We start from the raw sequence: 24,105 nt of genomic DNA on the forward strand, positions 1-24,105 counted from the left end.
AATTTCTTTCTCAACCAAGCGCCAGAAATAGCCGGTCTCACTGATGTCCAGAATTCACGATCGCTTTCAGATGCCAAAATCTACATCTTGAGGTTTATTGGGTATGATAAACTTATCATTGAATATAATTATCAGGCTAATAAATAAATTTCATCCTATATGGTTACTTACCATTAAAAACAATCAATTATAGAATTTTGGAAAGGATATCTTTCTGATAGGAATCATATTTCTTATTAAATAGTCGAGTTCTTCTTTTGTTCAATCAAGATTTACGTTATAAGTTTCCCAACAAGGATTTTTAACAGGGAGTTACACGAATGGCTAATTCTATTTTCATGAAGATTACCGGAAAAATTCAGGGTCTGATCTCTGAAGGGTGTTTAAGTATCGATTCTGTAGGAAATAAACATATCTCTGGTCACGAAGATGAGATTTTTGTTTATGCAACGAATTACGACTTATCAAGAGATCGACACGTCAATCATCACCCCTTTTCTGTGACCAAAGTCGTTGATAAATCCACACCGCTCTTACTAACCAGCATCGCCAACAATGAGCTAATGGAAGTTGAATTGAGGTATTACCGTACCTCCGCCAGCGGGACCCAAGAGAACTACATGACAATTACATTAAGGGATGCCTCTATTGTCAATATCTCTAATCAGAATCCCAACTCATTGACGCATAACGATATGCAGCCATTTGAAACCCTAAGCCTGCGTTATGAGAGTATTACCTGCCAGCACAATATCGCAGGGACATCGGGATACAGCATATTAACTGAAAATATGTACTGATAAACCATGAATAAATTCAATGATATTATCAACGAATGCGACCTTAGTTTTTCCGATTGGGGAAAGAACTATCCGCGTTGGTCGCCTATTGACTTCGTTTGGTGGAAAACATTTGGCGGTGATGATTATTTAAATAAATACAAGGATAGTTATATTATTTTCCATAAAGAGAAAATAAAAGATATTGCTCGACAATATAAAATACCAGCAACGCTCCTTGCTTTGGTTGCTCGTTCCGAAGCCGGAGGTATGGTTGATTATCTTAAATATCCAGTTTTATTTTACAGGCAGGCAGAGTATACCTACAATAGTTGGACAGAGATGGATACCTCTACGTCCAGCCCTGAGAAAACATCGATAGGTATTATCGCAATGCAAATTAGAGTAGTAGCCGAGATTTTCGGAAAAACCCCAAGTGAGTTGAAAAATGCAGAAGCAACATATATTTCTATCTGCCTAAATAAAGATAATTTCAACCTTACTATGGTCGCACGCCATCTTTATGAGTTAATCAATTACGACTACCCTGGTGCTGACACGTTGAACCTAACAGACGAGCAGTTTATTCTTGCTGGTTCACGCTATAATAGAGGCATTGAACGCAGTCACAGTGATTTTATTCGTTCGATAAATGCAGAAAAAAGTTTGGTAGATGTAAGGGACTGGACATCATATGGTAGAAGAATGTTAAGTCATCGCGAAAAAGTAACAAAATTACTTTATAGTAGTACGACTGTTATGCAAAGACCGTAGGATAAACATGCAGCCAGGAAAAATATCAATGTCACGAGCAAAAAAATTCCTCTATCATGTCTATTTTTATGCCTATTCTGCGTTATGCCTTTTTTTAATCAATGCTTTTTCTACCACTGAATATGAATGGATGATAGATGGCGACTCAGTTGCAGATTTCTGTGAAGTGCCGGAAGCCGATGCTGATGGTTTTTTCAGTATCATTATTGTTCCTTTATCTATCCCTTTTTTTATTTTTAAAAGAAGCCTGCCTAGAATCATTACTTATCTTATCATCCTCGGGTATCATTCATACCGTTTTTATACACGAATCAGTCTTTGTCCAAATTAGTCTATTTTGAGTAAACTATAAACTAATAAAACTGACGAATTGGATAACAAACAAAAAATACAATGACATGTTGAAATTCAAATACAGTGACTTAATAAAATCAATATTTTTACTATTTATCTCAATTGGCATATTTATTATTTTCGCAGGATTATTCCACGAAGGAAGTTACCACTACAAAAAAGATGATCATTTTACACATTATACTTTAACCCTAGATGAAGTAAAAGACATATCTGTTATTTCTGACAATTACGAATTTTACTATTACTCACCAGATGGCACGCAGCGATTAACCAATGGCGTAGTTTTTTATAACCCAATTCCTGAGCGTAAAACTGAATTGGTAAAATACATAGAGACACTTGGATTTAAAAAATCCAAAAGCATCCCATGGAGTTATGGAAATATAATTGAAGTATGGATAAAAGGACATGATGAGGTTAATTTAATACAAGATGATAAAAACAGAAGGATTGATATCTCATTTATTAAATAGTAATATTAATTTTTCATCAGGATTCAAAAAGGAATTTGAAAGCATGTTTAAAAAAAATCAAATCTATAACATCTATTTTTATTCTTATTCTGCCTTATGTCTTTTTTTAATCCATGCATTTTCTACAATCGAATATGAATGGCTATTTGGTGACAGCTCACTTAAAAATTTTTGTGAAAACCCGAGAGGCTATGCTGATAGTTTTTCAAATTTCATCATCATCCCTTTGTCCATTCCTTTTCTGCTGGTTAAGCGGACTCCTCCAAAAATCATTACTTACCTTATCATTCTGCTCTATTACTCAGGCAGTTTCTATACACGCGTTACTATCTGCCCGTACTGGTAACACACTCTGTCGAGTGCAAAACTCGCCGCCGCAGCGGCGAGTCTAGTGTATTACGCATCTGGCCCGATTCTGATCACCAACTTACCGAAATTGCGACCATGTAATAGACCGATAAAGGCTTCCGGGGCATTTTCCAGACCGTCGACAATCTCTTCCCGATATTTGATCTTACCTTGCGCGACCCACGGCGAAACCTCTTTCCAGAATTCATCAAAGCGATGACCATAATCATCAAAAATGATGAACCCCTGCATGCGAATACGCTTCTTCAGGATAGTCCCCGCGAGCAGCGATAAGCGGTCTGGGCCATCGGGCAACCCAGTGGCATTGTAGCCAGAGACTAATCCGCACACCGGAATACGCGCCGAGGTATTCAGCAGCGGTAATACCGCGTCAAAGACTTTCCCACCGACGTTTTCAAAGTAGATATCGATGCCCTGCGGACAGGCCTGTTTCAGCTGTTCGGCAAAATCATCCGCTCGGTGGTCGAGGCACACATCAAACCCAAGAACCTCAACCGCGTAGCGACACTTCTCCGCCCCACCAGCCACACCGACAACCCGACAACCTTTCAGTTTCCCGACCTGGCCGACCGTCGCGCCGACAGGCCCCGTAGCGGCGGCTACCACCAGCGTTTCACCGGCTTTCGGCTGGCCGATATCCGTCAGCCCCATATACGCAGTAAAGCCCGGCATGCCCAGTACGCCCAGCGCATAGGAAGGATTGGTGGGCGACTGCCCCAGATTGGTTAAGCCTTTACCGTCAGATACCGCATAGTCCTGCCAGCCGCTGTAAGACAGTACCCAATCGCCCGTCTGATAATCCGGGTGTTTTGATTCAACCACGCGGCTGATAGTTCCACCGACCATCACGTCATTCAGTTCGACCGGTTTGGCATAAGAAGGCGCGTCACTCATGCGGCCACGCATGTAGGGATCGAGGGAAAGAAACACGGTGCGCAGCAACACTTGCCCCGTATTGATTGATGGAACAGCCTGTTGTTCCAGATGAAAATTATCTTGTGTCGGCGCGCCGTGCGGGCGTTGAGCCAAAACCACACGGCGGTTAATGCGATCGGTTTGCGGCATAATATCCTCCATTAGACAAAGCGCGTTGATAAAATCACTTCGTTAACAATAGGATCTGTTCTTTCTTCTGGCTACGCAAACCGTGCGGCGTTGATTATGCCGTTTTGCTTTTTTCGTAACGCGACATGCGATCCAGATACCCCATGACGAGCGCAGACAGCACAAACGTCAAATGGATAATCACATACCACATCAGCTTGTTATCCGGGATATTACGAGCATCCATGAACACGCGCAGCAGATGGATCGACGAGATAGCAACAATCGAGGCAGCCACTTTATTTTTTAGCGAGCCTGAGTCCATCTTACCGAGCCAGTTCAACTTTTCTCTGCCATCGGTGATATCTAATGCCGACACAAAGTTTTCGTAGCCGGATAGCATGACCATCACTAGCAGCCCGCCAACCAGCGTCATATCGATCAGTGATAGCAACACCAGCACCAAATCTGCCTCTGCCATATCAAAGATATTGGGCAGGACGTGGAACACTTCCTGGAAAAACTTAATCGCCAGCGCCAGTAAGCCCAGCGATAGCCCAAGATAAACAGGGGCAAGCAGCCAGCGCGATGAGTACATCAGATTCTCAATAAAACGTTCCATAACTCACTATATGCAGGAGGAAAAGAGGGAAATAATAGCGAAAAGTCCTGCTGTGGTGTTAATCAATTCTTGAACAGAATGCACCCTTTACGGAATGCACTATCGCATCGTCAACGGTGAGTGCCGCGTTTTGTGATCCTGCCTGTATCAACCTTTAAATCGATGCCGTTTCTTTCTCGCCCACGGCACGCATCTGGAAGTGCGCCGCTAAGCCATGCCCACCACCGCATAGGCGTTTCATCATCGTGTTCGGTGCTACCAGACAATCATCGAACGCGATAACAATAACCTCAAAACACAGGCTGAAAAATACGCTAACGCATTGATATTTTCGTATCTTTCCTTATATTCTGCCTTTCTGAATACGTCATTATTCATGATGGCGTGAATCCGGCCTCATCGACTAAACACCCAAGACAAGAAGGATGAGTAATGGGGAATCCAGAAAAAATCGCTTTCTTCGTACTCTTAAAAGCATTCGTTCGGTTCGGTAACTTACTTCAATCGATGAGTATTATTTTACCGAAAGAGGTTGTTTTACTTACGGATGATCTTTGGGACTACCTTGCATCAGAAGCGAAAAATATAAATACCAACCCGGCGCTTGAGGCTATAGACACAGCCGTGGTCGATGAACAGGATGCGAGCAGTGACGAGATTTTAAAAAATCTGTATCTCTACGCTTTTTCAGACTTCCTCATGTTCTTCTCTGAAGGTACTGCAAGCTTAACGGCAGCAGAATCATCGATTATTGACGCCTATAATTACATGGCAGCTCAACGCTTTTTACTCAACGAGAAGGAAGGAGAAGCGACAACATTGAGTGATAGCGATGAGGAAAAAATAAAAAGCGACCTACTGTATGCGGGAGAACTTACGGCTCAGCAAGCAGACCGTGCTTTCGCAGAAAATCTGGCTCAGTGGAACAGCGTGGTAGCATTTCGATGAGGATTTCCCCCAAATGACATGTTTCAATGATAAAGAACATAAGCACGAGTTTGTCGTGGTTGGCGATATCAAATCCATTGATCTAATAAAAGCAAAGATGGCTGGTTGGATTGATGGAATAGGATTGCTATAGGAAAAAATATGAATGGTAATGCGTTTGAAGCGTGGCGAGATGAGCTGCTTTCTTTGGACAGATATGAGAATGCCGAAGATGCTCGCCAATTTTCAACGTTGGTAAAAGGCGTCATTGGTAAGCTTGATGCAAAAACGATAGATGTGTTGTTAGACACATTTTGCGATGATGATGATTATGGTATTCAGGAGCGAGTACTGGTTGTTCTCGATCATGCGGATGCCACCCTTTATGCAGAAAGACTTGCCACCAATTTTGCCAAAATAAAGAATCAGGCAGGCGACAAGGAATGGCCGTTAATATTAATCGGGCGAATGGTGAATTCGGAAAATGATGAAAAGATCAATGCCATCGTTTTAGCGGCCAAAAAACATAAATCATTCGACGACTTCATTCGCAGCGATGAGTTTTTGGATGAATATCCAGAACTCACTAGCTATATCGATGATTATCTCGATCGATGAGAGTCTCGCTGGTTAATACAATTGGGAAGGCGAAGGAATAACGATGTTCAATGAACTGGTTTTTGTAGAAGGCAATCCTGACAAGGACCATCCCTATCTTGGTGGCAGTCCCTTTTTACCAGCATCGATAACCTGGCCGACGGACTCAAGCGGCTCAGACTTACTCCACCTTGCCAGTTTTCCATCAACATTCATTAATCAGCATATTCCAGACATGGAATTGGACGATAGGTTTGTGGTTTCCGTCTTCACGCCCTATTCACTGTCATCTGATGGCTATATTGAGAAGGCAATGAATGAGGGAGGAAAAGTGTTAGCTTATATCCCTACTACCCAGCCGTTAGAGGCCTGTGGCAACCCGATCATTCCATCGCGGCGAATAACCCTATTGCAAAACCCGAATGACGACAGCGATGAAAATGGTATTGCCAAGATCGCGGGTATTCCAGCATGGATTCAGGACGAAGAAAGTCATGAGAATCTGAGCTATATCCTGCAAATTAACCATTCTCGCCTAAATAAAGCAGCGCCTAGCCATAAAGGCATTCTTGTCGGTGGCATGGGATATTTGCTGTTGAAGAAAGGGATTAATGGCGCAGATCTGCAAGCCGGGAAATGGATCATTCAAACATCATAAAACCGTGCATTGATCAATGCAGCGTTGGGTTAACGATTCTATGGATAATAAATGAACATCGCACAGTGCATCCTTTCCATTACGCCACATTGGCATTGCCATGTGCCTGCATCTGACACCGAGTGGGAGACTATCGAAAGCAGTACGGCACTGATTTTTCCGCCTGATTATAGAGAGTTTATGAAATGGTCGGATGGCGGAGAAGGGAGACTTTCGCATGTTTATTTATCGATATGGCCGTCAACACAGATAGTGAAATTAAATCAGGATTATAAAATTAACCATTATTTAGGCGATAGGGTCCTCGCGATTGGCTCAGATGGTGGATCCATTTGTTTTTTATTAGATTATCGATTCACAGACACGCCAACATTTGCAAGTGTGAATATTGGCGATCTTGACCCAAGAAAGATGAAGAGCATTGCATCGACATTCACATCTGCACTCAACTTAGCCATTTCAGGGCAGATAGTCGGTGATGAACTGTAACTCCCCTCAAGATTAGTCCCACCCCGTTAGTTTATAATTTATCTAGCCTTTAACTTGAGTCTGTGTGAATGCATTGAGGAACATGAGGATGTTAGACGTTTTTACCGCACTGCACAGGCTTTCCCCAAGAGATTTGCAACGCTACGCCTCTGCCTGTTTACAGGCCTATTGCGATGCAAAATTGATTCGACATCCCTCGATCGACGCGTTGCTAGCGCATCTTAATTGTTATCCTGAGAGTGGCAGCCTGGTTGAATGGGAAAGAAAAGGGGCATTGCTGCCGCTAAATGGGCGCGGAGATGATGTGCCGCGAGATCTTGTCCTATCCATTGCACCTCAAGATATTGAAGAATTCACCTATCTTGTTGATGCTGCCGTTGAGGTCGGAATAGTTGATATGTATGGGGTACCAACGGCGCTTCCGGTTGAGTTTGTAGGAAAAATAGCCATGATTCTTTCCCAAAATAATATCGACCTGCCTGAGATTTACGTAAAATAAATGTCGTATCCAGAATAGCAAGAATATTGAGACAGGGTTCTGATGAAGATAGTGAAACCTAACAGCGGACACTCATAACATGAGCTATGAGTACAAATTAGTATTTGATGATGCCTCGGCTGTTCAACATGCCATGAGTACGATTAAACGCAGTGAGGCCTGTATTCATGCCGAAAACGGTGATGTCTATTTGAAAGACAAATCCCTAAACAATCGCGCTGATTATGACATCCGCCTGATCGATGAAGACGATGGCTCGCTGTGGCTACAGGTTAACGTTAAATCTGTCTATCTGTACGCGCTCGTGCAGGAGACACTAGGCGAGAAATCTTTCAAATGCTTTGAAGATGGGGATGCGGAGAGTGAAGTTGAACTCAACGAGGCTTTTCGTCTAAATAACCGTTAGTGACCGATATCGGTTCTTTCCCTATACGACTCACCGTTCTACTTTCTGGCAAATACAAAACTGAGAATAACGTGTTAAAAAATAATAACATGAATAGGTTAAATTTCTCAAAGTGGCTATCAAGCTCTGGCGGCCCTCTGGTTATCATGGATGAGAATACCGCCAAACGGTGGACAGGTAGCCTCGGCCCACATGCGGATTATGATGTTTGCTGCCAGACCATCGATTATGCAGAAAAGCGGCGTATGCACGACTCAAACGTATTGATTCTTGGGGATGAACCTTTGCAGGCGGCAGTCGCAACAGCGGACAATTTGATATTGATTGTCAGGTGGAAATGGGCTGAAAGTGAAACTGACGTTCAAAGAGCAATTAATGCGTTTGATTTTAGTTTGGCCTCATATGAGGAAAAATTCGATATTGAGTGGGCCAATACCAACCTTGTAATTTTTGATGCGGCAAATACATATGCCCACAAAGAGGCAATATCATTCAAAGCCAATTCTCTGCTCAATGAAGTTAGGACCTTAATCGTTTCCCCCACTCCCGATATGTCTCTGTTGATTCACACCCTACAGGTAAAAAAATAGAGAGCGTTCTTTCATACAACGTTCACCTCAACACATTACTCAATCCGCTCTGACATCGTCAGAAACGCACCAAAATTATCCGCCTGCTGGCTGTTAGCCAAGTTGCAGAAAAAACCGGCCGCATTCATTTGTTGTGTTATTTGCGAAGTTATCATCTAAAAAGAGATAGCCCATGCCATCTGACAGTATTCCTTTATGACGGGGTAACGCAGCATCTAAATCTCCCCCATAAATGGACATTCGTCTCTGCCCTATATTTGATGCGATAGGCCCTTGCAGCCAGGCATCAATGCCATCCAATTTAGAGGCTAAATTTTCTTCATCATCGGATTCAGTACTTCTTGAAAGCCGAATGCTTCCACGATCGAGAATTTGATTAGCGGCTTCGTTTCTTTCGTCTTCAGAACGAATATAACCCACGACAATAGCCTCAGAATTACCATGAATCGCACGAAGTCTCCGGTAATGCAAAACCTCCCCCGTCAAATAAGGTATAAATATAGAAACCCAATAGGGCTTAGCAGCAAGTGACGGTGAAAACCACTCTCTGGGAAAAGCTGCCAGATGAGTAAGCGGCACTCCATCAGCAGAACATGGCCAGGATATTTCACTGGGTAAATAAGCCCCGCCGCCGACATAGGCATCATGAGAGGTATGAGGCTCATGGGCAAAAATCAGTTCATCGTACATAGATATTTCTCGTGTGAATGATTGATAGCAGCAGGCCGTTTAACTGGCTGATTTCTTGCGCCAAACGGATGCATTCCCTGAGGTTATTTCAACCAGTTGCCCATCATTATCATAGTGACAGAACCATTCATCTTCACCGGGCCACCCTTTGGAAAAGGCTCGGCCAGACAGCACGCGGCCAGCAGAGGAATATTGGTAAAGAAATACGGCAAAAGCCTCTCGAATCCCTACGCCCACATAAACTACCGCGTGATCCTCTAATTGCAGCATTCTCCCCAAGCCGAGCAATTTCGATTCACCACACGCTGAACGAGCCATTCCCTTAAAACCCAACGTCGCAATGTCTAAAGCATCGCCAGTACGGTTATATAGGGTTGCCTGAATGGCTTGAACGCCCTTCTGCCCAGGAGAAACCGTAATAACATGATGGCCACCAGAGAAACCAGAGCAATATTTCCCCAGCCAACGCGCTTCATCTAGATTGGCATATTTCCTTTTCATCAGTCGGGGTGACGAAAAACCCATACGCTCATCGCTGTACGGTAAATGTCCAAAATAATCGCCGTCAGAAAATTTCCATTCATCGACCGAATCACAACACGCCAGATAAACAGGGTACGAATCGGTTGTATCAAATGCCTGAAATTGTTTTCTGAGATCGTCAAGCGTCGACTTCACGATTGGAACATCAAGCAACAGCTTAGTCTCTGTCATGAGTAACCCTATTCACCATTTTTTCTATCCATCGTTTTCCATTTTGCATCGATATTGCCACAGATTTTGCCAGAAAATGTTTTCATCGCGTCGGCGGCTGTAAAGATGCAGCCCTGCATGGTAAGTTCCAACTGCTGCTGTATTCGCTCATTTCTGGGTGAAATACCGTTGAAATAAGAAAATCGTGAGTTCCCAAACATACGGGCAGCATGACGAGAAATATAAAGTCAAACACCAAGAGGTAAGGCTGAAAAATGATCGAATCTGCCGAAGAGTTTATTGCCTTACGCAGTAGCGACATAAAAAGTGAATATGATAGATCGGCCATGGAAGAGGCCCCACTTGATGTCTGGCTCGACGTTCTGAAGAAATATCCAAGCTACGGAAGGTGGGTCGCACATAATAAGACGGTGCCGTTGGAGATCCTCGAAGCATTGTGTGCGTTTGATGAAATGACGAGGGCATGTGTCGCGAGTAAACGAAAATTGTCCTATGCCTTGTTCGATCGTCTCTCTCGTGATGCAAATCGTACAGTGCGGGTGGCCATTGCTGCTAACAGGAAAGCACCTGCTGACATTCTTGAGAGATTGCTGGCAGATACAGACGAAGGCGTCATCAGGATCGCCAGATATAACGTTAATGAAAGATAAATGGCTAATTTTCACGGGTAAAACATCAGGAGAACGTCATGAGTGTTAAATTTTCGGCAGCCTACTATGATTCGTCCACTGAAGAGGCGGTTTTAACCGTTGGATTTGCAGACAATGAAGATAACCCACAGCATTTTCTGATTTTGCAGCGGGCGGAAGAACCTGACGAACAAGACGAAGCGCTGGATCAAGATACTTATTATGTTGAGATCGGCAATCCAGGCATGGCTGGATATAGCGGGATTGATGATGTTGTGATCGCGACAAACAAAATCATTTTTACGTGCTCAGGCACCACAAACTGGTGCAAAACGATAAAAACGATTGAGATAGAAATCGCACCTGAGTTGGGGAGCGTTGACGAAATTGAAGCATCGCTTCGGCAAATCTTTATCGACACACCAACAAGCGTCTCGCAGTCATAACCGCAGTCGACTGCACAAAAAACAGTCTCATGGGAAACAAGATACGAAAACGTATTTTTGGGCTAACATCGAGGCATAAATTTATGTCACTGACTCAAATATTGGTAATACCCACCTATGTTAGTTCATATCTACGTAGCAAATAATGATGATGGACCCGTGTTTGAACAGCTACACGTCCGGGAAATCGAGAAGGATACTTACGAATTGTTGTCTTCTCCCGGTCTGGCGCTAAATTTGGCTCGCGAGGATATCTTCCGAATTAAAGACAAGCATGCGCATCCGGAAGTGCTGAAAAGAGGCGGCAATTTTTGCATTCATATTTATGCCGATGAGCTCTCCCCTGAAAACATCACCTGTTTAGAGAATGATGTGGTTAGCCAGTTGAACGGAACATTAGACGGCAGATTTGAGGGAAATTTAACGTTGGCCGTTCCAGCAAGAAATGGGATGGATAAGATTGCAGATGTTTTCGACGCCTTTCGCGAAAAAACAGGCATCGAATGGTACTTTGCGAATATTTATAAGAACATTGACGACGATGAAGACGAAACGCTTTTACATTGGTGGCTAGATAGCTAAATACGATTCAGCCCGTCCCTCAAGTGAAATAACGCATTTCGGGAGTTTCGGAATGCCTCAAAAACCACAGCGAATTTAACCATGCAAAAAGCGGATCAAACCCTGCCCAGCGCGCTACAAAAACAAACCTGCGATAAGTATCAATTGCCGCTGCATCCCCCAGAGGAAATGGTCGCGATTGCTTTAGATACCTTACCGCGCTCGCCCATTTACGGAACCCGGATCGCATTACCGGAAAATGGCACGATAAGCTGGTTTATCCATTGTGGCGAGTATTCAGCAGAGAGCGGCTTTTATCAAGCCTTGCACACGAGTCATCTGGAAGAAACATTGCCTGAAGTCGTACGGTACCTATTTCTACCCGAAGGAACGAAATTCATCATCGATCGAGCTGGATATGAGGATGTTTGGCAGGAAGAGGCTGAATAGATGACATTTGCTGTCTGAACCCATCATTTCCCCGTCGAATACCTTTCTCATCATGTAAGCCGTACAGGGCGAGTCGCCATTGTTAGTGAATAAAACCAGGCTATTTCATGACCAGAAAATTAAAACGCCCTGAGAAAATCTCAAGGCGTTTTGGAATACAATTTCTACTGCGAACTTATTTTACTGTGACACAGAAATAATAAGCATCGCAATATTTTATATCTCTAAAATAAAATCACGACTTATCGTGAAGCATTCAGCGGAATTTCAGGATCGGGTTCGTGGGTCATACGGTTACGTAAATCACGACGAATAATCTCAATAGACCAGAACCAAATCAGGTGACCCACAATTTCTGATACATGTTCATACATCGGGAGAACGAACAGAGAAGGAGTCAAGCCCATCAATGGGAATGAAATCATATGGACAAACAGTTGAGCCAGCGCACCAGCCAACAGCCCTTGCCATAATTTTATTTTAGGAAATACTTCTGCAACAATGCAATAACCTAAAGCAAAAACAATAGAGAAAATAATATGAGTTACGCCAACCCAATTGAATACGTGGCCGGCAAAAGTATAAACAGCCGCATTAGGATCAACAACGCCTAGCCAATCGCGTAAAAAGATGTAGGGAGGGTTAAGAAAATTACGAGAGCAATCAATTTGATCAGCCGCTCTAATCAGTGATTCAGGTACACAAGCACTACTAAACATATCGGTAGGGCTACGTGGAGGAAGCGGATTTTCTGCCCCCCATTTTACAAAAGAGGAAACAATACCTGCAATCAAACCAATAAAAGCAGCCAGTCCATAGCGTCTCCGAGATGGAGGGGTTTGTTCAAAGAAGTTCATTTTTTTACCAATCTAACCATTAAAGGTTATATTCTTACATAGGTATTATGCTCTTAGAAAGATGTTAATTGACATATCGAACAACCTCTCTAGGTTATTTTGTTATTAGAAATACAGTTTTAAATTTTATAAAATGACCAGAAGAAATTATGAGTTGATTTTTTGTGAAATGTTTATTCAATAATTGAAAAACCAGATTCGATAAAGTATACAAAATGTATATTTATCCCGAGAGGAATGAATAATAATTCACCAATAAATAGCCGATACAAAATGGTTTGGTTATTTTTTTGTGAAACCATAACACTTCAGTAACTCGCACGCATCTCGCCGAAAATAGTGCTGCCATTTCCCCATGCCGTCCCATACTGCTGACATAACTGCCAGACTACGCCTCCATAAATCGGAAATTTTTGACCACGCCTGTTGACTCAAATTCCACTGTAGTCATGGGCAATCCCTTGCTGGGACACGTTTTCCAGAAACCACTAACCACCTTTCGCATATATATTTTTATGGAATTGAAAATCCATTTTTATTCTTTTACATGCATAAGGCCGCCCTCTAGAGTAGCGAAAAGACCGCCGTGTATGGCCTCATGTCATCGTAAAGGACACAGGGAATGGAAAAAAATCACCAGCAAGTTACGACCCTCGCCGCAGGATTACTTTCGCTGCTTTTCGCACTCAATCCCGGTGCTTACGCCGCACAAAGCGGTGAAAAACCAGTCTCTGGCGGTATTCTAAATGTAGGGCTGGGTAGCGATACGCCGATTATTGACCCGCACATTACGGCCTATGGCGTAACGGCGCTGATTTCCCGCAACGTGGTGGATTCACTGGTAGGACAAGCAGAAGATAACCGCTTTACGCCTTGGCTGGCGGAAAGCTGGAAAATTAACGATGACAACACCGAATACACCTTCCATCTGCGTAAAGATGTCACGTTTAGCGACGGCACCAAGCTAGATGCAGAAGCGGTGAAATACAACATTGAGCGTATTCTCGATCCGAAAACGACCTCCAGCTATGCCAAATCACTGTTAGGCCCTATCGACAAGATATCAACGCCGGATGCCTATACGGTGGTTATCCACTACAGCTCGGCGTTTGCGCCACTGTTACAGGGTCTGAGCCTGCCATATCTGGGCATTCAATCGCCGACTTACCTGAAGAACACGCCAAACACCAGCAATACCGTGGTGGGTTCCGGGCCGTTTATTCTTGATTCCTTTGTAAAAGGCAGCGGCAGCAAGCTGACGAAACGCCCTGATTACAACTGGGGACCGGGCTATGCCAAGCATACTGGCCCAGCCTATCTGGATGGTTTGGTCTTCAAATACCTGCCGGAAGCCTCAGTTCGCCTTGGTGCGTTGAGCAGCGGCCAAATTCAGGCGATTGACGCCGTACCACCGGCCAATTTCCCGACGGTGAAGCGCAATCCGAAACTGGAAGTCATTACCTATGAAAACCCGGGCGTTAACCGCGTACTCTATCTCAACACCACCAAAGGCCCATTCCAGGATGTCGCGGTGCGTAAGGCATTCCAGAGCGCAGTAGATACCAACGCAGCGGTAAAAGTCGCCTTCTTCGGTACGCTGAAAGCCGCCGATAACGTCCTCGGCCCAGCCACGCTGTACTACGATCCGAGCGTCGCGTCACGCTGGGGCTTCGATGTGAAAAAGGCTAACGAACTGCTGGATAACGCAGGCTGGAAACAGAAAGACAGCGCAGGCTACCGCACCAAAGATGGCAAACGTCTGAGCGTCAGCTTCGTTTATGCCACCACCAATGTGGAAGCCGCTGACGTCGCATTGTTCCAGGCCGTGCAATTCCAGGTGAAACAGGCAGGCTTTGACGTCCAGTTAACGCCGGTCGATGCGGGTGAATTCACCACGCGCACCAACGCTAACGAATACGACATCGCGTCTAACTTCTTCGTGCGTGCAGAGCCGGATATTCTGCGCACCGTCTTCGATTCGGCCTATGCGCCACCGAATGGTAACGGCTTTACTCGTATCAGCGTGCTGGACGACAAACTGAGGAAAGCGATTGGCGCGGGCGAAGCGGAACGTAAACAGCTCTATACCGAGATACAAAACGAGGTTATCGATCAGGCATATGTAGTTCCTCTGTACGTTCCTGCCTATCAACTCGGCCTGTCCAAACAGGTACAGGGCATAAGCTGGGCGACCAACGCAAAACCGAACTTCTATGATGTCTGGATTAAACGTTAACCTGTACGCGCTAGGCAAACGTCTACTCACCATTCTGGCTGTGCTCTGGGGCGCAGCCACATTGACGTTTATTGCCGTCAAACTTATCCCCGGCGATCCGGTCGCTATTCTCAGCGGCGGCGATAACGTGGTGGATGCAGCCTATCGCGCGGTACTCATCAAGCAATTTGGGCTCGATCAGCCGCTGTGGGTGCAATATTTACGTTACTGCGGGCAAGCGCTACAGGGCGATTTTGGCGTCAGTTATCTCTACCGTCTGCCGGTCGGCGGCGTGATTAGCGATGCCATGCATGAAACCCTGCCGCTGGCGATCGGTGGCCTGATACTGGCTTTGTTCCTCGCCATTACCAGCGCATTACTCACCGCAGGCCGCTATGGGCCGCTGCGTACCGCCGTATCGTGGTTGGAACTGACGCTGCTCAGCACACCGGTCTACTGGATTGGTATCGTGCTGTTGAGCCTGTTCAGTTTTCGCCTGCAATGGTTTCCGGTCACGGGCAACGACGGTTTTATGTCGCTGGTGTTACCCGTAATCACCCTCGGCTTGCCGATTGCCGCCATTCTGAGTCAGGTACTGCGCGACGGTCTGGAAGATGCGCTCTCCCAGCCATTCTCGTTAACGGTGCGTACGCGCGGCGTCAGCGAAATCCGACTACGATTCCGTCATGGTTTGCGCCACGCGGCGCTGGCAGCGTCAACGCTGACTGGCACATTGCTGGCAAGCGTACTCGGTGGCTCCGTACTTACCGAAACTGTATTTGGTCGCGCCGGTATTGGGCAAGTCACGCTGAGCGCGATTGAAAACCGCGACATGCCGCTAGTGCTGGGCGTCGTGATGCTATCCGCCTTCCTGTTCGTCGTCATCAATCTGCTGGTGGATGCGCTGTACCTCCTCATCGATCCCCGCTTACGCAAGAAGGCGAGCGCCCATGAGTAGTGAACCGATGCCCTTCGCGCAGACACCATCAAGAAAAACCTATCGCAGCCCGTGGCTGAGCACAGCGACGCTGCTGCCTGCCGCTATTGTTTTCCTGCTGGCACTGCCGGTCTTTTTTCCGTCGCTGTTTACCAGTCGCACCGCAGATGAAATGGATATGGGCGCGGTATTTCAGTCGCCAAACGCCACTTATTGGTTCGGCACCGATCAACTCGGGCGCGACATTTTTTCCCGCATCGTTCACGGCACGTCGCTGTCGCTGGGGATTGGCGTCGGTGCGATGCTAATCGCCTGCTTCGGCGGCGTGCTGTTTGGTACGCTGTCGGTGCTCGCACCGCTGCGCATTCGTCAGCTTCTGGTACGCTTGCTGGACATCATGCTAGCGTTTCCCGATCTGCTGTTGGCGCTGCTGGTCATCGCCGTGCTAGGACGCGGTCCGGAAAACACCATGCTGGCCGTCGGTCTGGCGGGAATTGCTGGCTATGCGCGTTTGATCCGCTCTCAGGTGCTGCAAGTCAGGCTATCCGGCTATGTTGAGCATGCGATTGCGCTGGGCGAACACCCGCTGTATATCGTTTTCCGCCATATCATCCCCAATACGCTGCGCCCGCTGCTGATTGTCGCCACTATTGGTGTCGGCCACGCGGTGCTATCCGCCTCAGCACTGAGCTTTCTGGGGTTGGGCGTCGTTCCACCGACCGCCGAATGGGGCGCGCTACTAGCCGATGGACGTAACTTCCTTGATATCGCGCCGTGGGTCAGCCTGCTACCCGCCAGCGTCGTCGCGCTGTCGGTGATTTCCATTACGCTGCTGGGGCGTCGTTTACAGGCTATTTTGGCCAAAGGAGAGGCACGATGAGCCTGAACCCACTCCCTCACACCTCTCATTCCTCTTCAGAGGCACCGGCGAAGACGCCACTGCTGCGCGTAGATGGCCTGAGCGTCACCTTTCCCAGTCCTTTCGGTCCCATTCGTTCGGTTAAAAACCTCTCTTTTCAGGTGAATGCTGGAGAAATTCTGGCGCTGGTCGGTGAGTCTGGTTCAGGGAAATCCGTCACCGCACGTACGCTAGTTGGCTTATCAGGTGAAAACGTTGACGTACAGGCAAATGCGATTGAGCTCACGCGCCATGACGGCAGCCTGTGTGATTTACGCTATCTGACCGATCGCGACTGGCGAGCAATTCGCGGCCGTGAAATCGGTTTTGTTTTGCAGGATGCGCTGGTGTCTCTCGACCCTCTGCGCAAGATCGGGCAGGAGGTCGCCGAGCCGATTCTCACTCACCGCCTGTTACCCCGCGAGCAGATTCCCACCCGTGTCGCAGAGCTGCTGAAAAAAGCAGGTATTCCCGATCCAGAGAATCGGGCAGCCCAATATCCGCACGAGCTGTCTGGCGGACTGCGCCAACGTGCGCTTATTGCTTCCGCGTTGGCAGCCGGTCCACAGTTGCTGATTGCCGATGAACCTACGACGGCGCTGGATGCCACGGTGCAAAAGCAGGTTCTGAAAGTCTTCACCGCATTGGCACAGGCTGGGCACGGCGTTCTGCTGATCACTCACGATCTGGCCGTTGTCGCAGACGTCGCGGATCGCGTTATCGTCATGCAGCAAGGCTCGTTGGTCGAAGGCGGCGAGGCACGACAACTACTATCAGCGCCGACACATCCCTACACCCGCAAGCTGCTGGCGGCGATCCCAACAGCTTCTACGCGTGGAAAGTGGCTGGCTGGTGTCGATCCATTACAGAACGGCATTGCGCCATCAGCCTCGTCTCTAGCAACGAATCACGACAGCACTAACGCAATAGCTCTAACGGCAGATCAGATTGCGGTGTCGTTCAAGCGACCAGACGGCAGCCAGATGCAGGCGGTCAATCAGGTTTCTCTCCAGATCAAACGGGGCGAAACACTGGGTATCGTCGGGGAATCTGGCTCGGGCAAAACCACGCTGGGGAAAGTCATTCTGGCGCTACAAAAGCCGGACAGCGGCGAAGTCCGACTCGCGGGCAATGCCTGGAGTGCGCTGACGGAACGCGAACGCCGACCGCTACGCGCACGTATTCAGACGATCACGCAGGATCCGCTCAGTTCGTTCGATCCACAATTTACCGTTGCCCAGATTCTGCGCCAGCCGCTACGCTTGCGTCGCGATCTGAACGACGATGAGAAACAGCGGCGCATTCTGACGCTGCTGGAGTATGTCGGGCTGACACCGGACCTGCTGACCCGACGCCCAACCGCGTTATCTGGCGGGCAACGTCAGCGCGTCTCTATCGCACAGGCACTGGCTTCAGATCCTGACATTCTGATCTGTGACGAGCCAGTATCGGCACTGGATGTCACCACGCAGGCGCAGGTGCTGGATTTACTGGTCGCGTTGCAGCGCCAACTGGGGCTGACGATGTTGTTCATTTCGCACGATTTGGGTGTCGTGCAGCATATGAGCCACCGTATCGCAGTGATGAAAGACGGGGATATTGTAGAAACTGGACCCATCGAACAGATCTTCAGTCAGCCGCAGCACCCTTATACGCGACTGCTGCTCTCGACGGTGGCGGAATAATTTTGTCGAAGAAGGATTGAGTGGTTAAAAAACGCAACATCATTGTACAATGACAAGTACAAACAGGAGGTACAGATGCGTACAATTAGCTACAGCGAAGCCCGTCAAAATCTATCAGCGACAATGATGAAAACCGTCGAAGATCGTGCTCCCATTCTGATCACTCGACAGAATGGTGAGGCCTGCGTGCTTATGTCTCTGGAAGAGTATAATTCTCTAGAGGAAACCGCGTATTTACTGCGTTCACCAGCAAATGCAAAAAGGCTGATGAATTCAATTGAGAGCCTTAAGGCTGGCAATGGCGAAGAAAGAGATATCATTGAGTGAAGCTAATTTGGTCAGAAGAAGCATGGGAAGACCACCTGTACTGGCAGGACATCGATAAGCGAATGGTCAAAAAGATCAATGAATTAATAAAAGAGACGCGCAGAACACCTTTTGAAGGAAAAGGAAAACCGGAGCCACTTAAACATAACCTTGCTGGTTTCTGGTCGCGCCGTATCACCGAAGAACATCGTCTGGTGTATGCCATCACAGATGATGCCATGATGATCGCCGCATGCCGCTACCACTATTAACCCTCCATTAATTCATCACTCTCAATAGCTAAAAAGCTCGCGAATTAAAACAGAATAGTCACTCCACATTCAGGAAGCGCTGACGGTAGGCGCTGGGCGAGACGCCGAATGCCTGATGGAACACGACAGAAAAGTAATTGCTGTCTTCAAAGCCGCACAGCGCGGCAACGTCGCCGATAGTTTGCAGATCGTAGCGCAGCAGCTCCATCGCCTTGCACAATCGCAATTGGCGCAGGTAATGCGGCACGCTCATTCCAGTTTGCTCTTTAAAGCGCGAGCGTAAACTGCGGGCGCTGAAGTGGTGCTGTTCGCAAAAGGCTTCAAAGCGAAACGGGGCGGCAATGCTGGCACGTAGCGCATTCATCAACATATCCAACTGATGGGCATCCGCCAACTGCGGGCTATCCGGCGAATGGCGATAACGCGCCGCCAGCAGCGCAATCTGCAACAGCAGCGCCTCACTCAGCTGCAACGACAGCACATCCGATTTCATACACTCCTGCGTCAGTGCGTCTACCTTCTCGCGGATGGTATCCATGCCTTCGGAGCCTAAACACCAGTGCCGCTGGCTTTGTGGAAGCTCTCCGCCCGGCAGTAAGGCTTGCCAGTCGGCGGATAATGTCAGGCGGTTGCGAATATAGAGAATGTTGTCCAGTTCAAGCTCGTGGACGGATTCATAGCTGTGGCGATCGTGCGCGGAGACATAAAACATATCGCCGCGGGTAATGCGGTAAGGCACATCGTTCCAGAGGTGCAGACCATTACCCCGCCAGACGATCACCAATTCGTCGAAATCATGATGATGCAGAGGAAATACCGGCTGCGGGTGTCGTTCGGCAACCATCACGGCATTCTTGTCAGTCAGGAAATAGTCTTCAGTCTGTAATTTCAAACCCCGAATTGCTGTCGCCATTCCCTCACCCGCAGTTACTGTTACCTACTCTTCACGAGAAAACGCCTGATGGCGTAGTGACTTAGGTGCCTGCGAGAATGCCTTGCGGAATTGCGTCGAGAAGTGATTGCTGTCGCTAAATCCACAGGCGTGCGCAATAGTGGTGATGGAGTCATCACTCTGCTGCAACCGCCGACGAGCCTCCAGTAATCTTAACCGATTCAGATACCGTTGTGGTGTCATACCCGTATGTTGTTTTAGCTGACGGTGCAGCGTACGCAGTGGCAGCGAGAACTGGTCAGCCAAACCGCCCCAGTTAACGTCTTCGCTGTAGTTATTTTGCAGCCACCCCAGCAGCGCCTGTACTCCCTGACGCTCGGAGCCGTTGCCCTGCGTCTGGAAACAGTGTTGACGCAGTTGTACCAGAATTTGCAGAAACAGGCTTTCACTGGCAGCAATCGCCTCCGGCACATCGCTTTGCGCCAGCTCTGCCAGGCTGTTCAGCGACTGTTTCAGCTGTTGCATGCCTGCCGCATTCACCTGCCACTGTCCTTGCCACTCGCCGTTTTGACCATACGGCAAAAATGCCGCGATATCAGACAGGAAGCGGAACCCACGCGGCGAACGGTACAGCATGTTGGTTAGGCATAGCCCTTCTACATCTTCAAACAGATGCCGATCATTATCGCGAACAAAGAACACCGACCCGCTGCACAGCGCATAGGGTTGATCGTTAAACACATGGACGCCTGCCCCCTGCTCCACCAGCACTATTTCCCAGAAATCATGATAGTGCTCAGGAAAGGCCGTCTGTGGGGTACGCGGCTCTACCGCGACCGTCACGGCACGCGAAGTAAAAAAATCATCACCACGAAGTAACGTCATTTCAGTTCTCCCTTCAGCCTTTGGCAAAACGCAGCCTTTGAAAAAGAGTAGTCAGAAGCAACAAAACCGGCCTTAAAATACCGTCACCCACACGCCGTCTGACTGCTCTTTTTTTAAGATCGCACCGCCCAATTGATTGAAGTGTGGCAAGGATCACACCGCCTTTTCCCTTCTTTTTTCGGGGTTATTTTCTGAATAATTTCCCAGATTGTGAGCCCTTTCACGGTCAGCTTTGTCATTTTGCCAACCACCTGTTTTAGGTGGCACTCATCGGAAGGTGCCTTCTGTTACCGCTCTTTACACTGCAACACATCCAACAAAAGGAGTGCGGCTATGGCGGTGAAGAATATCGTGGCGGTGGATTTAGGGGCATCCAGCGGTCGGGTGATGCTGGCAACCTTACACACTGCAACGCAGCATCTGACGCTGAAAGAAATTCACCGTTTCAGCAATACGCTGGTGTTTCAGGACAACCATCACCAGTGGGATCTGGCCGCGCTGGAACGCGACATTCTCACCGGATTGCAGCAAATCGATGCCATGGGTATCGCCCCCGATAGCATTGGGGTCGACAGTTGGGGCGTGGACTATGTGTTACTCGATAAAAATGGGCAGCGTGTCGGCCTGCCGTATTCCTATCGCGATCACCGTACAGACGGCGTAATGGCTGCCGTTACTACCGAACTGGGTCGTGAGGCTATCTATCAGCGTACCGGCATTCAGTTCCTGCCGTTTAATACGCTGTATCAGCTCAAAGCGCTGTGCGACGCACCTCCTGACGATCTGGATCAGGTGGAACATCTGCTGATGATCCCCGACTATTTTCACTATCGCCTCACAGGAAATCGGGTCTGCGAATACACCAACGCCAGCACGACTCAACTGCTTAATTTAGAAAAGAAAACCTGGGACGGCGAACTGCTGGACTATCTGGGTGTACCGCGCCGCTGGTTGAGCGATCCCGTACAGCCGGGACACGCGGTCGGAAACTGGACAGCGCCGAGTGGACGCCAGATTCCCGTCACCGCCGTCGCGACGCACGATACCGCCAGCGCGATAGTCGGTGCACCGTTGCAGAGCCGCGACAGCGCCTACCTCAGCTCCGGCACTTGGTCGCTGATGGGCATCGAGAGCGACACGCCGTTTAACAGCCCGCAGGCGCTGGCCGCCAATATCACCAACGAAGGCGGCGTAGATGGCACCTATCGAGTGCTAAAAAACATCATGGGGCTATGGCTGCTACAGCGGGTTTGTCAGGAGCGTGACATCAAAGATTTAGGCGCGCTGATTCAGTCCGCCACCACGCTACCCGCCTTCGTCAGCCTGATTAACCCTAATGACGATCGTTTTATCAATCCGCCCTCCATGCATCAGGCAATCCGCGACTATTGTCGTGAGCACGGCCAGCCCGTACCCCAAAGTGATGCCGAGCTGGCACGCTGCATCTTCGACAGCCTCGCGCTGCTCTACCGTCAGGTAGTGCTGGAGCTGGGTGAACTGCGCCATGCGCCAATCCGCCAATTGCATATTGTCGGCGGCGGCAGTCAGAACGCTTTTCTCAACCAGCTGTGCGCCGATGTGTGCCAGATTCCGGTTCTCGCCGGGCCAGTCGAAGCCTCGACGCTTGGCAATATCGGCTGCCAGTTGATGGCGCTAGGCGCCGTTACAGACCTTGCCGCATTCCGGCACATGCTGACTCATAACTTCCCTCTGCATCGCTATACCCCGTATGCGGAGAGTGATTTTGCCGGGCACTGGCGTCGTTTTCAGGCGCTCAGCCAGCCAGAAACCGCCCCACAGGGCAAAAAGGAGACCACGCAATGAGCACACCTATTGAAGCTGCCTGGCAGTTGGCAAAAACGCGTTATGCCGGCCTGAATATTGACGTAGAGGCGGCGCTGAAACAGCTCGACCAGATTCCAGTGTCAATGCACTGCTGGCAGGGTGACGATGTGGCCGGATTCGAGAACACTGGCGGGCCACTGACCGGCGGCATTCAAGCCACGGGCAACTACCCTGGCAAAGCGAGCACGCCGGATGAGCTGCGTGCCGATCTGGAACAAGCATTTGCGCTGATCCCCGGCCCCAAACGACTGAACCTGCACGCCATCTATCTGGAATCCGCACAGCCCGTCGCCCGCAACGAGATTGCTCCCGAGCATTTCAGCAACTGGGTTGCCTGGGCCAAGCGCCACCAGCTCGGGCTGGATTTTAACCCGACCTGTTTTTCTCACCCGCTGAGCGCGGACGGTTTTACGCTGTCACACCCAGACGAAAAAGTACGCCGTTTCTGGATTGAACACTGTCAGGCCAGCCGCCGGATTTCAGCCTACTTTGGCCGCGAACTCGGCACGCCATCAGTAATGAACATCTGGGTGCCGGACGGCATGAAAGATTTAACCATCGATCGTCTGGCGTTCCGCCAACGTCTGCTCAGCGCGTTGGATGAGGTCATTTCCGAACCGCTCGATCAGGCACACCACATCGACGCCGTGGAAAGTAAGCTGTTCGGGATCGGCGCGGAAAGTTTTACCGTCGGCTCCAGCGAATTTTGTCTAGGCTACGCCGCCAGCCGCGGCACCGCGCTCTGTCTCGATGCTGGACACTTCCACCCGACCGAAGTCATTTCCGACAAAATCTCCAGCGCGATTCTGTACGTCCCACGCCTGCTACTGCACGTCAGCCGCCCAGTACGCTGGGACAGCGACCATGTCGTACTGCTGGATGACGAAACGCAGGCTATCGCCCACGAAATCATCCGTCATCAGTTGCTTAACCGCGTGCACATCGGGCTGGATTTCTTTGATGCCTCGATCAACCGCATCGCGGCCTGGGTCATCGGCACCCGTAATATGAAGAAAGCCCTGCTGCGCGCGCTGTTGGAACCCACAGAAACACTGCGCCAGCTGGAACAAAACGGCGATTACACCGCGCGTCTGGCCCTGCTGGAAGAGCAAAAATCGCTGCCGTGGCAGGCCGTGTGGGAACACTACTGCCAGCGTCATGACGTCATCCCAGGCAGCGAATGGCTGCAACAGGTGCGTCAGTATGAAGAAACCATCCTCACTCAACGTCAAGGGTAAG

The 24,105-nt window shown here is 48.5% G+C and carries 31 protein-coding genes; 24 read left to right on the top strand and 7 right to left on the bottom strand.

Translation table 11 applies throughout. The annotated features are described in order from the left end of the window. The first annotated feature begins 320 nt into the window (after positions 1-320). The 5 genes from DUT67_RS19565 (at position 321) to DUT67_RS19585 (ending at position 2,729) form a co-directional block, all read left to right on the top strand. Positions 321-800 carry an Hcp family type VI secretion system effector gene (locus tag DUT67_RS19565; protein WP_039524420.1) on the top strand — a complete coding sequence of 160 codons (480 nt, stop codon included), beginning with the start codon at positions 321-323 and terminating at the stop codon, positions 798-800. Between the two features lie 6 nt (positions 801-806). Further along, entirely contained in the window at positions 807-1,553 is a 747-nt protein-coding gene (locus DUT67_RS19570) for a hypothetical protein (protein WP_048258497.1), read from the top strand. Positions 1,554-1,560: 7 nt separating this feature from the next. Further along, positions 1,561-1,884 carry a DUF2645 family protein gene (locus tag DUT67_RS19575; protein ID WP_223250546.1) on the top strand — a complete coding sequence of 108 codons (324 nt, stop codon included), beginning with the start codon at positions 1,561-1,563 and terminating at the stop codon, positions 1,882-1,884. Positions 1,885-1,951: 67 nt separating this feature from the next. Further along, positions 1,952-2,383, top strand: a complete 432-nt coding sequence (locus tag DUT67_RS19580; RefSeq protein ID WP_113632124.1) for a hypothetical protein — start codon at positions 1,952-1,954, stop codon at positions 2,381-2,383. 43 nt (positions 2,384-2,426) lie between these two features. After that, on the top strand, positions 2,427-2,729 hold the full coding sequence (locus tag DUT67_RS19585) for a DUF2645 family protein (protein ID WP_048258494.1): 303 nt from the start codon (positions 2,427-2,429) through the stop codon (positions 2,727-2,729). Between the two features lie 50 nt (positions 2,730-2,779). Here the strand turns inward: DUT67_RS19585 and DUT67_RS19590 are convergent, their stop codons facing one another. Together DUT67_RS19590 and DUT67_RS19595 are read right to left on the bottom strand one after the other, a co-directional pair. Further along, positions 2,780-3,817 carry an NADP-dependent oxidoreductase gene (locus DUT67_RS19590; RefSeq protein WP_113626383.1) on the bottom strand — a complete coding sequence of 346 codons (1,038 nt, stop codon included), beginning with the start codon at positions 3,815-3,817 and terminating at the stop codon, positions 2,780-2,782. 94 nt (positions 3,818-3,911) lie between these two features. Further along, positions 3,912-4,418 (bottom strand): TIGR00645 family protein, encoded by a 507-nt coding sequence (locus tag DUT67_RS19595; RefSeq protein ID WP_039289774.1) that lies wholly within the window; start codon positions 4,416-4,418, stop codon positions 3,912-3,914. 432 nt (positions 4,419-4,850) lie between these two features. On the opposite strand from DUT67_RS19595, the gene DUT67_RS19600 reads away from it, so the two are divergent. From DUT67_RS19600 to DUT67_RS19630, 7 genes are all read left to right on the top strand, one after another. Then, positions 4,851-5,366 carry a hypothetical protein gene (locus DUT67_RS19600; RefSeq protein ID WP_113626384.1) on the top strand — a complete coding sequence of 172 codons (516 nt, stop codon included), beginning with the start codon at positions 4,851-4,853 and terminating at the stop codon, positions 5,364-5,366. Positions 5,367-5,507: 141 nt separating this feature from the next. Continuing rightward, positions 5,508-5,963 (top strand): hypothetical protein, encoded by a 456-nt coding sequence (locus tag DUT67_RS19605; RefSeq protein WP_113626385.1) that lies wholly within the window; start codon positions 5,508-5,510, stop codon positions 5,961-5,963. Positions 5,964-6,006: 43 nt separating this feature from the next. Continuing rightward, a complete protein-coding gene (locus tag DUT67_RS19610; protein WP_189339497.1) occupies positions 6,007-6,600 on the top strand; it encodes a DUF1963 domain-containing protein in 594 nt (197 codons plus the stop codon). 51 nt (positions 6,601-6,651) lie between these two features. Further along, positions 6,652-7,089 (top strand): SMI1/KNR4 family protein, encoded by a 438-nt coding sequence (locus DUT67_RS19615; protein WP_053075282.1) that lies wholly within the window; start codon positions 6,652-6,654, stop codon positions 7,087-7,089. A gap of 88 nt (positions 7,090-7,177) precedes the next feature. Next, positions 7,178-7,588 (top strand): hypothetical protein, encoded by a 411-nt coding sequence (locus DUT67_RS19620; RefSeq protein ID WP_113626386.1) that lies wholly within the window; start codon positions 7,178-7,180, stop codon positions 7,586-7,588. A gap of 79 nt (positions 7,589-7,667) precedes the next feature. Next, positions 7,668-7,994 (top strand): hypothetical protein, encoded by a 327-nt coding sequence (locus tag DUT67_RS19625; RefSeq protein WP_113626387.1) that lies wholly within the window; start codon positions 7,668-7,670, stop codon positions 7,992-7,994. Between the two features lie 146 nt (positions 7,995-8,140). Further along, positions 8,141-8,584 carry an Imm21 family immunity protein gene (locus DUT67_RS19630; protein WP_189339498.1) on the top strand — a complete coding sequence of 148 codons (444 nt, stop codon included), beginning with the start codon at positions 8,141-8,143 and terminating at the stop codon, positions 8,582-8,584. Between the two features lie 93 nt (positions 8,585-8,677). Here DUT67_RS19630 and DUT67_RS19635 read toward each other — a convergent pair whose 3' ends face one another. After that, entirely contained in the window at positions 8,678-9,274 is a 597-nt protein-coding gene (locus DUT67_RS19635) for a hypothetical protein (RefSeq protein WP_113626389.1), read from the bottom strand. Between the two features lie 39 nt (positions 9,275-9,313). Then, on the bottom strand, positions 9,314-9,988 hold the full coding sequence (locus DUT67_RS19640; RefSeq protein ID WP_113626390.1) for a hypothetical protein: 675 nt from the start codon (positions 9,986-9,988) through the stop codon (positions 9,314-9,316). A gap of 254 nt (positions 9,989-10,242) precedes the next feature. On the opposite strand from DUT67_RS19640, the gene DUT67_RS19645 reads away from it, so the two are divergent. From DUT67_RS19645 to DUT67_RS19660, 4 genes are all read left to right on the top strand, one after another. Then, positions 10,243-10,638 (top strand): hypothetical protein, encoded by a 396-nt coding sequence (locus tag DUT67_RS19645; RefSeq protein WP_048258486.1) that lies wholly within the window; start codon positions 10,243-10,245, stop codon positions 10,636-10,638. Between the two features lie 38 nt (positions 10,639-10,676). After that, the gene (locus DUT67_RS19650; RefSeq protein WP_048258485.1) at positions 10,677-11,063 is read left to right on the top strand and encodes an Imm10 family immunity protein; all 387 of its coding nucleotides are present in this window, start codon (positions 10,677-10,679) and stop codon (positions 11,061-11,063) included. Between the two features lie 117 nt (positions 11,064-11,180). After that, positions 11,181-11,645: a DUF4265 domain-containing protein gene (locus DUT67_RS19655; protein WP_048258484.1), complete on the top strand. Its 465-nt coding sequence runs from the start codon at positions 11,181-11,183 to the stop codon at positions 11,643-11,645. A gap of 81 nt (positions 11,646-11,726) precedes the next feature. Beyond that, complete coding sequence (locus DUT67_RS19660) at positions 11,727-12,074, top strand: hypothetical protein (RefSeq protein WP_048258483.1); 348 nt, start codon at positions 11,727-11,729, stop codon at positions 12,072-12,074. A 242-nt stretch (positions 12,075-12,316) separates the two neighbouring features. Here the strand turns inward: DUT67_RS19660 and DUT67_RS19665 are convergent, their stop codons facing one another. After that, entirely contained in the window at positions 12,317-12,931 is a 615-nt protein-coding gene (locus tag DUT67_RS19665; RefSeq protein ID WP_048258482.1) for a YagU family protein, read from the bottom strand. Positions 12,932-13,553: 622 nt separating this feature from the next. Between DUT67_RS19665 and DUT67_RS19670 the strand changes: the two genes are divergently transcribed. From DUT67_RS19670 to DUT67_RS19695, 6 genes are all read left to right on the top strand, one after another. Further along, positions 13,554-15,167 (top strand): ABC transporter substrate-binding protein, encoded by a 1,614-nt coding sequence (locus DUT67_RS19670; RefSeq protein ID WP_113626391.1) that lies wholly within the window; start codon positions 13,554-13,556, stop codon positions 15,165-15,167. Further along, the gene (locus DUT67_RS19675) at positions 15,145-16,104 is read left to right on the top strand and encodes an ABC transporter permease (protein ID WP_048258480.1); all 960 of its coding nucleotides are present in this window, start codon (positions 15,145-15,147) and stop codon (positions 16,102-16,104) included. Before DUT67_RS19670 ends, DUT67_RS19675 begins: the two co-directional genes overlap by 23 nt. Then, positions 16,097-16,963 (top strand): ABC transporter permease, encoded by an 867-nt coding sequence (locus DUT67_RS19680; protein ID WP_113626392.1) that lies wholly within the window; start codon positions 16,097-16,099, stop codon positions 16,961-16,963. Before DUT67_RS19675 ends, DUT67_RS19680 begins: the two co-directional genes overlap by 8 nt. Next, positions 16,960-18,666 (top strand): ABC transporter ATP-binding protein, encoded by a 1,707-nt coding sequence (locus DUT67_RS19685; protein ID WP_113632126.1) that lies wholly within the window; start codon positions 16,960-16,962, stop codon positions 18,664-18,666. Before DUT67_RS19680 ends, DUT67_RS19685 begins: the two co-directional genes overlap by 4 nt. A gap of 75 nt (positions 18,667-18,741) precedes the next feature. Further along, a complete protein-coding gene (gene yefM / locus DUT67_RS19690; protein ID WP_039324900.1) occupies positions 18,742-18,993 on the top strand; it encodes a YoeB-YefM toxin-antitoxin system antitoxin YefM in 252 nt (83 codons plus the stop codon). Further along, a complete protein-coding gene (locus tag DUT67_RS19695; protein ID WP_113632127.1) occupies positions 18,990-19,244 on the top strand; it encodes a Txe/YoeB family addiction module toxin in 255 nt (84 codons plus the stop codon). The genes yefM and DUT67_RS19695 overlap by 4 nt, the downstream gene beginning before the upstream one ends. A 58-nt stretch (positions 19,245-19,302) precedes the next feature. Here the strand turns inward: DUT67_RS19695 and DUT67_RS19700 are convergent, their stop codons facing one another. Together DUT67_RS19700 and rhaS are read right to left on the bottom strand one after the other, a co-directional pair. Further along, the gene (locus tag DUT67_RS19700; RefSeq protein ID WP_113632128.1) at positions 19,303-20,157 is read right to left on the bottom strand and encodes a helix-turn-helix domain-containing protein; all 855 of its coding nucleotides are present in this window, start codon (positions 20,155-20,157) and stop codon (positions 19,303-19,305) included. Between the two features lie 24 nt (positions 20,158-20,181). Beyond that, positions 20,182-21,021 carry an HTH-type transcriptional activator RhaS gene (gene rhaS / locus DUT67_RS19705; protein ID WP_048258476.1) on the bottom strand — a complete coding sequence of 280 codons (840 nt, stop codon included), beginning with the start codon at positions 21,019-21,021 and terminating at the stop codon, positions 20,182-20,184. Positions 21,022-21,354: 333 nt separating this feature from the next. Here rhaS and rhaB point away from each other — a divergent pair, with 333 nt between their 5' ends. Beyond that, on the top strand, positions 21,355-22,845 hold the full coding sequence (rhaB, locus tag DUT67_RS19710; RefSeq protein WP_113632129.1) for a rhamnulokinase: 1,491 nt from the start codon (positions 21,355-21,357) through the stop codon (positions 22,843-22,845). After that, positions 22,842-24,104, top strand: coding sequence for an L-rhamnose isomerase (locus DUT67_RS19715; RefSeq protein WP_113626397.1), 1,263 nt, complete (start codon positions 22,842-22,844; stop codon positions 24,102-24,104). The genes rhaB and DUT67_RS19715 overlap by 4 nt, the downstream gene beginning before the upstream one ends. The last annotated feature ends 1 nt before the right edge of the window (position 24,105 follow it).

Source organism: Pectobacterium peruviense (genome assembly GCF_003312355.2).
Taxonomy (GTDB): domain Bacteria; phylum Pseudomonadota; class Gammaproteobacteria; order Enterobacterales; family Enterobacteriaceae; genus Pectobacterium; species Pectobacterium peruviense.

Coding starts and splice junctions, on each gene's coding strand:
- DUT67_RS19565 (WP_039524420.1), top strand. CDS start 321: ATGGCTAATTCTATTTTCATGAAGATTACCGGAAAAATTCAGGGTCTG.
- DUT67_RS19570 (WP_048258497.1), top strand. CDS start 807: ATGAATAAATTCAATGATATTATCAACGAATGCGACCTTAGTTTTTCC.
- DUT67_RS19575 (WP_223250546.1), top strand. CDS start 1,561: ATGCAGCCAGGAAAAATATCAATGTCACGAGCAAAAAAATTCCTCTAT.
- DUT67_RS19580 (WP_113632124.1), top strand. CDS start 1,952: ATGTTGAAATTCAAATACAGTGACTTAATAAAATCAATATTTTTACTA.
- DUT67_RS19585 (WP_048258494.1), top strand. CDS start 2,427: ATGTTTAAAAAAAATCAAATCTATAACATCTATTTTTATTCTTATTCT.
- DUT67_RS19590 (WP_113626383.1), bottom strand. CDS start 3,817: ATGCCGCAAACCGATCGCATTAACCGCCGTGTGGTTTTGGCTCAACGC.
- DUT67_RS19595 (WP_039289774.1), bottom strand. CDS start 4,418: ATGGAACGTTTTATTGAGAATCTGATGTACTCATCGCGCTGGCTGCTT.
- DUT67_RS19600 (WP_113626384.1), top strand. CDS start 4,851: ATGGGGAATCCAGAAAAAATCGCTTTCTTCGTACTCTTAAAAGCATTC.
- DUT67_RS19605 (WP_113626385.1), top strand. CDS start 5,508: ATGAATGGTAATGCGTTTGAAGCGTGGCGAGATGAGCTGCTTTCTTTG.
- DUT67_RS19610 (WP_189339497.1), top strand. CDS start 6,007: ATGTTCAATGAACTGGTTTTTGTAGAAGGCAATCCTGACAAGGACCAT.
- DUT67_RS19615 (WP_053075282.1), top strand. CDS start 6,652: ATGAACATCGCACAGTGCATCCTTTCCATTACGCCACATTGGCATTGC.
- DUT67_RS19620 (WP_113626386.1), top strand. CDS start 7,178: ATGTTAGACGTTTTTACCGCACTGCACAGGCTTTCCCCAAGAGATTTG.
- DUT67_RS19625 (WP_113626387.1), top strand. CDS start 7,668: ATGAGCTATGAGTACAAATTAGTATTTGATGATGCCTCGGCTGTTCAA.
- DUT67_RS19630 (WP_189339498.1), top strand. CDS start 8,141: ATGGATGAGAATACCGCCAAACGGTGGACAGGTAGCCTCGGCCCACAT.
- DUT67_RS19635 (WP_113626389.1), bottom strand. CDS start 9,274: ATGTACGATGAACTGATTTTTGCCCATGAGCCTCATACCTCTCATGAT.
- DUT67_RS19640 (WP_113626390.1), bottom strand. CDS start 9,988: ATGACAGAGACTAAGCTGTTGCTTGATGTTCCAATCGTGAAGTCGACG.
- DUT67_RS19645 (WP_048258486.1), top strand. CDS start 10,243: ATGATCGAATCTGCCGAAGAGTTTATTGCCTTACGCAGTAGCGACATA.
- DUT67_RS19650 (WP_048258485.1), top strand. CDS start 10,677: ATGAGTGTTAAATTTTCGGCAGCCTACTATGATTCGTCCACTGAAGAG.
- DUT67_RS19655 (WP_048258484.1), top strand. CDS start 11,181: ATGTTAGTTCATATCTACGTAGCAAATAATGATGATGGACCCGTGTTT.
- DUT67_RS19660 (WP_048258483.1), top strand. CDS start 11,727: ATGCAAAAAGCGGATCAAACCCTGCCCAGCGCGCTACAAAAACAAACC.
- DUT67_RS19665 (WP_048258482.1), bottom strand. CDS start 12,931: ATGAACTTCTTTGAACAAACCCCTCCATCTCGGAGACGCTATGGACTG.
- DUT67_RS19670 (WP_113626391.1), top strand. CDS start 13,554: ATGGAAAAAAATCACCAGCAAGTTACGACCCTCGCCGCAGGATTACTT.
- DUT67_RS19675 (WP_048258480.1), top strand. CDS start 15,145: ATGATGTCTGGATTAAACGTTAACCTGTACGCGCTAGGCAAACGTCTA.
- DUT67_RS19680 (WP_113626392.1), top strand. CDS start 16,097: ATGAGTAGTGAACCGATGCCCTTCGCGCAGACACCATCAAGAAAAACC.
- DUT67_RS19685 (WP_113632126.1), top strand. CDS start 16,960: ATGAGCCTGAACCCACTCCCTCACACCTCTCATTCCTCTTCAGAGGCA.
- yefM (WP_039324900.1), top strand. CDS start 18,742: ATGCGTACAATTAGCTACAGCGAAGCCCGTCAAAATCTATCAGCGACA.
- DUT67_RS19700 (WP_113632128.1), bottom strand. CDS start 20,157: ATGGCGACAGCAATTCGGGGTTTGAAATTACAGACTGAAGACTATTTC.
- rhaS (WP_048258476.1), bottom strand. CDS start 21,021: ATGACGTTACTTCGTGGTGATGATTTTTTTACTTCGCGTGCCGTGACG.
- rhaB (WP_113632129.1), top strand. CDS start 21,355: ATGGCGGTGAAGAATATCGTGGCGGTGGATTTAGGGGCATCCAGCGGT.
- DUT67_RS19715 (WP_113626397.1), top strand. CDS start 22,842: ATGAGCACACCTATTGAAGCTGCCTGGCAGTTGGCAAAAACGCGTTAT.